Origin of the sequence: Chamaesiphon sp. VAR_48_metabat_403 (assembly GCF_031422475.1) — a bacterium.
Classification (GTDB): domain Bacteria; phylum Cyanobacteriota; class Cyanobacteriia; order Cyanobacteriales; family Chamaesiphonaceae; genus Chamaesiphon.
The window spans coordinates 1-8,291 of record NZ_JANPLS010000489.1 but is presented as its reverse complement, the minus strand read 5'-3'; the positions used below and the strand labels follow the sequence as shown (position 1 = coordinate 8,291).

Genomic DNA, 8,291 nt, shown 5'->3' with positions numbered 1-8,291 from the left:
CTCGATCTCGATCGGCAAGTTGGCGGCTGGCAATGCGATCTGGCTAAAGTTCGAGCCTTAGCGGTTACCGACGATGTGGTAGAATTCATGGCGTTGCAATTACAAAAAATGCCGATCGAAACTCAATCGGCAATTGCTTTAGCTGCCTGTATTGGGGCAAGATTCGATCTTCATACGCTCGCGATCGTCTTAGAACGTTCTGTGGAAGATACCGCCGCCATCTTATGGCAAGGATTGACAGAAAACTTCCTAATTCCCACCACCGAAATCTATAAATTTTTCACTAAATCTGGCGATCGTATCGGCACGAATGAATCGGCTAATCCAGTTTATCGGTTTTTGCACGATCGCGTCCAGCAAGCCGCTTATTCACTAATTCCTGACGATCGCCAACAACTAACTCATCTCAAAATTGGTAGGTTAATTCAACAAAGCTGTGCGGATCTTCGTCAAGAACGACAGTTGTTTGATATAGTCGGACACTTAAATATAGCTAAATCATTAATTATCGATCCGATCGAACGTTTATCATTAGTCGAATTAAATTTTACTGCTGGTAAAAGAGCCAGAAATTCGACTGCCTATGCTGCGGCAAATATCTATCTACAAACAGGCATCGAACTCCTAGCGATCGACTGTTGGGAAACTCAATATCCGTTGACTTTAGATCTCCATATTGCGGCCGCTGAATCTGCCTATTTAGCAGGAGATCTAGAACGAATGGCAGAGATATCGACGATCGTCATGCGATCGGCAAAAACGGTTGTAGATAAGGTTGAAATCTATCGAATTCAAGTTGCCGCACTCACCGCCAATGGTAAGATGCTCGACGCAATTACTGTTGGTGCCAATGCCCTCGCTCAGTTAGGAATTGAATTCCCCACTACTCCCGATCCCGATCTCGTCAATCTGGCATTACAGACATTGGAGAGTCAACTTCAAGGCAGGTGTATTGAAGATCTCATAAATCTGCCAGTGATGAGCGATCCGCAAGCTCAAGTAACGATTAAACTCTTAGCAGATCTAGGTAAAACAATCGTTCTTGGTATGCCTGGATTGTTGCCGATCCTTAGCTCGACGATGGTAAATCTATCGCTCGATTATGGTAATGCGCCAGCATCATTAGCCGGATATGTCTATCACGGGATGGTGTTGAGTGCAATTTTCAATGATGTGGATACTGGTTATCGGTTTGGTAAATTAGCCATCGATTTGCTAGATCGAGATAATCCCACCGAATTCGACAGCACGGTGTTATTTCTATTTGCAGCCTGGATTCAGCATCGCCGCGAGCCGATGCAAGCGTGTTTGCCCACATTAAAAAATTGCTATCCAACTTTTATGGAGGCTGGCGATTTTCTCAGTGCTGGCTTTAGCATTGCTATTCACTTTGAGTCAACTTTTCTGGCTGGGGTAGAACTAAACGCTTGGAATTTAGAAATATCGGACTATAGTAACGCGCTAGCCAAAGCGAAACAATATTCCGCACAGACTTTTCTGGATCTAAAGCAGCAAATGGCACAGAACCTCATTGCAGGTGCCTCTCAGCCAGATTGTTTGGTTGGCAGTGCGTATGATGAAACGGTAATGATTCCGCAACACCTCCAGAATAACGAATTCAGCGCGCTGGCTGCTGTATATGGCTATAAACAGATCCTCGCCTATTTGTTTGGTAATTATCGAGCTGCAATCGATTATACCGATCTAGCGCAACCATATTTACTCGGAGCTGCCGGGATGGTAACGATTCCGACATTCCATCTGTTTGCAGCTCTGGCACATTTAGCCGGATCTCCAGTCAATCTGGCAACACTTACTCAAGTAGAAAATCATCAGGCAATCCTCGATTTGTGGGCGCAAACCGCACCGATGAATTACCTGCACAAATGGCACCTCATCGAAGCCGAAAAACAGCGGGTATTAGGCAACCGCGCTGCGGCTGGCGAGCATTACGATCGAGCGATTGCTGGTGCTAAAGAGCATCAATTCATCCAGGAAGAAGCCCTCGCTAACGAACTAGCTGCTAAATTTTACCTCGCTGACGATCGCGAGAAAATTGCCCAGATTTACATGGTAGAGGCATACTACTGTTATACCCGCTGGGGTGCAATGGCAAAAGTAGCCCAGTTAGCCAAGCTCTATCCCCAATTACTGGTGACGATCTTGCAGCCAGATAGATCGTCGGATATTTCCTATTTGGAAATGTCTACTGTTGCCAATTTTGGCACTAGTTCCTCAGAAGCATTAGATTTGGCGGCTTTACTCAAAGCATCTCAAGCTATTGCTGGCGAGATTGAATTAGATCGACTATTGGCGACGTTGCTCAAAATTGCGATCGCTAGTGCTGGAGCCGATAAGTGTATCTTAATGCTCCACCAGGAAGGGGAGTTGCAAGTAGTAGCACGCGCTGAGGGCATCGAAGAGCCACAACTATTAACGCCAATTTCACTAGCAGCCAGTCAGGATGTACCGTTGAGTATTGTCAATACGGTGCAAAATAACTTGACATCGCTGGTACTGAGCGATATTGCCTCCGATCGACAGTTTGGTAACGATGTTTATCTGCGCCGAGATCGACCCAAAAGTATGATGTGTATGCCGATCTTAAATAAAGGTCTGGCGATCGGGATCTTATATTTAGAAAATCAACTGGCGATCGATTCATTTACGCCCGAACGAATCGAAATTTTACAGGTTATTGTCGCTCAAGCGGCGATCTCGCTTGAGAATGCCAAACTCTATCGTCAGCTCCAAGGTTCGGTCGAATTGCTAGAACAAAAAGTCGAAGAACGGACGATCGAACTCAAAGCAGCCAAAGAATTAGCCGAATCAGCCGATCGTGCTAAAACTAGTTTCTTTAATAACATGAGTCACGAACTCCGCACGCCACTCAATGCCATTTTGGGGATGTCGGAGGGGTTGCAAGACCAAACTTATGGCGAACTCAACAAGCGACAATTGCGCTGTGCGGAAGTCATTTACAACGGTGGTACTCATCTATTATCGCTGATCGACGATATTCTCGATTTGGCAAAAATTGAAGCTGGCAAACTAGAACTATATCGCGCGCCAACTAAAATCGGGCAGCTTTGCCAGGATAGTTTCCTGATGGTCGAGCCGCAAGCATTACAAAAAGGAATTCAATTAGAGATCGATCTACCCGCCCATCTCCCCAATCTGGTCGTAGACGAGCGCCGGATTCGCCAAGTCTTAATTAATTTACTTTCTAATGCTGTCAAATTTACACCAACAGGCGGTCGGGTGAGCCTAGAAGTGGCACATATTGTTACTGACATGGCAAAAGATCGAATTCACTTTACCGTCTGCGATACGGGCATTGGCATTAAGCCAGAACATCAGGCTCAGTTATTTCAGCCTTTCGTCCAAATCGATAATGAAGTCAGCCGCCAGCAGGGTACGGGTTTGGGTTTAAATCTCGTCCGAGAGCTGGTGGAGTTGCATGGCGGACGAGTGGTAGTTAGCAGTCAAATCGGTGTTGGCAGTAAGTTTACCGTCAATTTGCCCTGCGAAGAAATGCCATTTATTTTCTCTTTACCTACCGATGGCTTTGTGGAAGATCTGGCAACAATTTTCCCCCAATCGCCATTCTCCGCCGTTGGCGTAGCCTTCCAGAATGGAAATCGATCGATCCCCAGCAAGCAGAAGACAATCGAAATTGTCGATGACGATCTTGCCAATATTGAGACGATTAGTGATTATTTATCAGCCAAAGGCTACCGCACGATCGTGGCAAATGATGGGCTAAAAGCGATCGAGATGGCTCAATTACATCATCCCGATGCCATCTTGATGGATATTCAAATGCCTATTTTAGACGGTTTAAGCGCGATCGAACGACTGCGAACCGATCCTCAATTTGCCGACCTACCCATTATCGCACTGACAGCTCGATCTAAGATCGAAGATCGAGAACTTTGTCTGGCTGCGGGAGCAAATGAATATTTAGCCAAACCCGTCACGCTTCAATTACTCGCCAGCACAATTCAAGAGTTAATTACAGCTACATAAATACGTTTAGTGGATAGATGGCAATCGGTACCGATCTGGGGTACAAATATCCAAGAACGCATCGTAATCTCGATCGCCAAAAGCTCGATATAACGCTTGGATAACTTCAATATTTGTCATGTGTAGCTGCCGACGAGTCGATCGATTTGGGTACGAGCATTAGTAATTGAATCTGCTAATTTTTGACCCCCATATTCATCATTTTCCACATGAATGAAGGTGATATCGGTAATGCCCATAAACCCAAAAACCGTCAGCAGGTAAGGGTCGTGAAAATTCATTCGCTCGTATTGTCCGCCGGGTTGAAAACCAGAATCCCCTCGTGCTTCGACGATAAACATTTTCTTAGCCAAAACGAGTGGTTTAAAGACATTTGCAGTATCATTGGGTTCAAATGCCACAGTTCGTCCAACGCGCACAATTTGGTCGATATAAGCCTTGAATGTACTGGGAACGCTAAAATTGTACATCGGCACACCGAGGACATAGATATCGGCGGCTAAGAACTCGTCTACGAGCAGATCGCTGATGTGAATTGCGTCCCACAGTTCGGGTGTGCGTCGATCGGGTGCCATGAAGGCTGCGGCAATCCAGGATTCATCTACATGGGGAACGGGATTTCGTCCGAGATCTCGATAGGTAACTGTGTCGCGAAGATGCGCTTGTTGCCATTTTTCGACGAATTCTTTAGTCATGCGCCGAGAGTGAGATCGATCGCCTCTGGGACTAGCATCAATATGTAATAGGTGTGTCATAGTTGCTGTAAATTGATTACCATTTCAGTATAGGTAAGTGTCAAATCTCTAGCTGTCAAATTATTGTGCTACTGTCACATTCTTGCGATCGGTTTTGAGACTATTAAATCGAGATCGATCGAAAGTGCCTATAATTTGGATCTAGATAAATTAATTAGGTGACGATCGTGAAGCAACTAGCCAACCAACAAAGCCAACTGCCCGATCTTCGCCAAGATTGGGAACATCTTCTAGTCGAGCAATTCCAACATCCGCCCGGGGCAACAAACTGTCATTACCGTGACGAACACTCAATTTGTCTATCGCTGGCACCTCGTCCCGTCCGGTTGCTGCAAATTAAGGGCGGCAGAACCCACAGGGGACTGTACGGCAAGGGCGATATTTCCATCACGCCTGCCCAGATGCCATTTTTCGTCCGGTGGGATGGTGATGATAACTACTTGCAGATTCGGATTGCGTCTCGATTTATTCAAAGTGTGGCTAGCCAAACGCTCGATCTTAATCCCGATCGTCTAGAATTAATCTCTGAATTTCGGACGCGCGATCGCCAGATCGAATCGATTGGGCTGATGCTCCTAGCGGAACTGCAACAAGATAATCTCGGCGGCAGACTCTATATCGACTCATTAGCAAACGTTTTGGCGATACATTTACTCAGGAAATACACGACTACTAAAACCGATTTACCAATTTATGCAGGTGGTTTAACCGATCGCCAGGTTCGCCAAATTTTGGACTATATCGATGAAAATTTAGAGCGAGATCTGAAACTGGCAGATTTAGCAACTTTGCTAGATCTGAGTCAATTTCATTTCAGCCATCTGTTCAAACAATCGATCGGCATCGCTCCTTACCAGTATCTGCTCCAACAACGAATCGAACGCGCGAAGCGATTATTAAAACAACCCGATTCTCGATCGGCAACACCAACGATTCTAGATATTGCTTTAGCCTGTGGATTCAGCAGCCACAGCCATTTCAGTCAGCAATTTCGGCAACTGACAGGCACGACACCGACAGCATATCGATTAAAATCTATCTAATTAGAGATTGACTACATAAAAATCGATCGTCGATAATACGCAAATCTGCAAAAAATTTAATCTAGTGCCAATCGTGGCTGCGATCGACGCACTTAACTGCGTGCTAATCATCCAGATAATCAAAGAGCATAATCGATGAAAACTAATGCCTACGCAGCTCAAACTGCCACAACGCCACTCGCACCCTTCGACCTGCAACGCCGCGAGATCGGTCAGCATGATGTCGCGATCGAAATCCTCTATTGCGGGGTTTGTCACTCAGATTTACATACCGTCCGTGGTGAATGGGGTGGTAGCACTTATCCCTGCGTACCCGGTCATGAGATCGTCGGGCGGGCGACTGCTGTGGGAGCGCACGTTCAGAAATTTAAAGTAGGTGACACTGTTGGTGTCGGTTGCATGGTCGATTCTTGCCGCACTTGTGCCAATTGTCAAGAGGATCTCGAACAGTTTTGTGACGCTACCGTCTTTACTTACAACTCTCCTGACAAACATACTAATGGCATCACCTACGGTGGCTACTCCGATCGCATCGTCGTAGATGAAGCATTTGTATTGAAAGTGCCGCCGAATTTAGACCTGGCCGCGACCGCACCGTTGCTGTGTGCGGGGATTACCACTTACTCGCCAATGCGCCATCACAATGTCACTAAAGGTCAGAAAGTAGGCGTAGTCGGACTCGGTGGGCTGGGGCACATGGGGGTAAAAATAGCCAAGGCTCTGGGCGCGCATGTCGTCGTCTTCACCACCTCATCAAACAAAGTTGAAGATGCGATCCGGTTGGGCGCAGATGAAGTCGTCAATTCCAAAAATGCGGACGAGATGCAACAGCAGCTCAAAAGTTTTGATTTCATTCTCGATACCGTATCTGCCCAACACGATATCAATGCTTACTTACTATTATTAAAACGCGATGGCAATCTCACTCAAGTCGGCGTACCACCCGAACCGCTGTCGTTGAATGTGGGCAGCTTGGTCTTCGGTCGGCGCAGTCTCAGCGGCTCCTTAATTGGCGGCATCAAGGAAACTCAGGAAATGTTGGATTTCTGCGGTCAACACAACATCACCGCTGACATCGAACTGATTCCGATTCAGAAAATTAATGAAGCTTACGATCGATTGGTGAAAAGCGACGTGAAATATCGCTTTGTCATCGATATGGCATCCCTCCAATAGACGCGATCCCGATCCCCACTAGTAGGTATTTGCAAAGTCTACGAATGAGATCGCCTGAGATTACTGAAATCACGCGGAGGTTCCCTCTCGCCAGAGTGTTTCAGTCAAGACAGAGGCTGCGCCAACGGGGGAAACCCCAGACATAAAAACGCCGCTTGAATTTGGATGCTGAATTCAGTAAATTACGTGACTGGATTTGGCTTTTCGATCGCGTAATGTGGCACTATTCTGTTTCGATCCGCGCCAATAATTGACAAGTTAATATCTTTAACTAAATTTCGCATGGAAATACCGCTCGGATCTCCGGCAATTGCCCAATCAAATCGATGTTCTGAAGTTGCCAGATTGCCATCGGGATTCGGCCACCAATAGCCCCAGTGATGACATTCAGATCTCATGAATAACATCGGTGTACCTGGCATCGCCACATTTAACGCCCAACCGAGTCGGGCTTTCGATCGTGTGTACCAATTATCCCGTCCGCCAAATCGACGAACGGCACGATAGCCAATCCGAATGACCCAAGGTTGGGCATCTGGCAACCGCTCGTAGTGCGATCGTCGGATCGTCGGATCGTCGGCTAGTTCAAAATCTCCAGTTTCGATGTCGTTGGCGGAGCCTACCGGAGGTAATCGCGACAATTCTACCACGATCGCTCTGTTCATCGATTTGCGTTGGCGTTAGCCTACCGGAGGTAATCGAATCTGAGATTCATACAGTGCATCACCTCGTTGAGCAAACTCTTCCTTGCTATATCGGGGCTGTCGGATTGTCATAGATTTGACCTTATTTCCAGGCTGTTCCTACATTTTAACTCGCTCTGTTGCGATGGCGACCGCATCGATACCATCGACTAGATTTTAGTCGATCGCGGGTTTTCTCGTTCGCGTAGCGTCCGCTTTGCAAGATCGAGAGGCTTTGAGTTTTGTAGATTGCCAACCACGCTACTAATGACTTAGGTTAAATAGTTAAAGTTCAGTCGCACTATCGCTGAGTGCATCGCCGACAACCGCCGCACAATTTGGTCGATCTCCAAATCTAGAATACTGTAATCCATGACTGCTTGACGAATCGGTGTATTGCTTCTATCGATTTCCAGTTCGCTCACACGGGCTGTTCGCAATGCTTGTAAGTGTGGTTGAATTCTTCGCAGCATTTCGTCCAAATCGGGCAAAGGTGGTGGGATAATTTCCTGCTCGACGGCATCAGCTAACTGCTCTAACACTAACGAAATTCGATCCACAAAGGTTGCTAATTCAGGCAGTGGCACAGTCGAACGAAAATATTT

The 8,291-nt window shown here is 46.5% G+C and carries 4 protein-coding genes and 2 pseudogenes; 3 read left to right on the top strand and 3 right to left on the bottom strand.

From position 1 onward, the window contains the following. Window positions 1-4,029 (top strand): ATP-binding protein (locus RMO79_RS23185; protein ID WP_310485629.1); only part of this gene is annotated, 4,029 nt, incomplete at its 5' end. A gap of 116 nt (window positions 4,030-4,145) precedes the next feature. Here RMO79_RS23185 and RMO79_RS23180 read toward each other — a convergent pair. Continuing rightward, a complete protein-coding gene (locus RMO79_RS23180; protein WP_310485628.1) occupies window positions 4,146-4,784 on the bottom strand; it encodes an NAD(P)H-dependent oxidoreductase in 639 nt (212 codons plus the stop codon). 167 nt (window positions 4,785-4,951) lie between these two features. Here RMO79_RS23180 and RMO79_RS23175 point away from each other — a divergent pair, with 167 nt between their 5' ends. After that, window positions 4,952-5,827 carry an AraC family transcriptional regulator gene (locus RMO79_RS23175; RefSeq protein ID WP_310485627.1) on the top strand — a complete coding sequence of 292 codons (876 nt, stop codon included), beginning with the start codon at window positions 4,952-4,954 and terminating at the stop codon, window positions 5,825-5,827. A 135-nt stretch (window positions 5,828-5,962) separates the two neighbouring features. Further along, complete coding sequence (locus RMO79_RS23170) at window positions 5,963-7,003, top strand: NAD(P)-dependent alcohol dehydrogenase (protein ID WP_310485626.1); 1,041 nt, start codon at window positions 5,963-5,965, stop codon at window positions 7,001-7,003. Window positions 7,004-7,479: 476 nt separating this feature from the next. Here RMO79_RS23170 and RMO79_RS24685 read toward each other — a convergent pair. Both RMO79_RS24685 and RMO79_RS23160 read right to left on the bottom strand, forming a co-directional pair. Then, window positions 7,480-7,779 (bottom strand): annotated as a pseudogene (locus RMO79_RS24685) (hypothetical protein); the annotation flags it as partial. Between the two features lie 179 nt (window positions 7,780-7,958). Then, a pseudogene (locus RMO79_RS23160) lies at window positions 7,959-8,291 on the bottom strand (hypothetical protein); the annotation flags it as partial.

What these genes read in the sequence shown, in the direction of transcription:
- RMO79_RS23180 (WP_310485628.1), bottom strand. Translation starts at nt 4,784, where the DNA reads ATGACACACCTATTACATATTGATGCTAGTCCCAGAGGCGATCGATCT.
- RMO79_RS23170 (WP_310485626.1), top strand. Translation starts at nt 5,963, where the DNA reads ATGAAAACTAATGCCTACGCAGCTCAAACTGCCACAACGCCACTCGCA.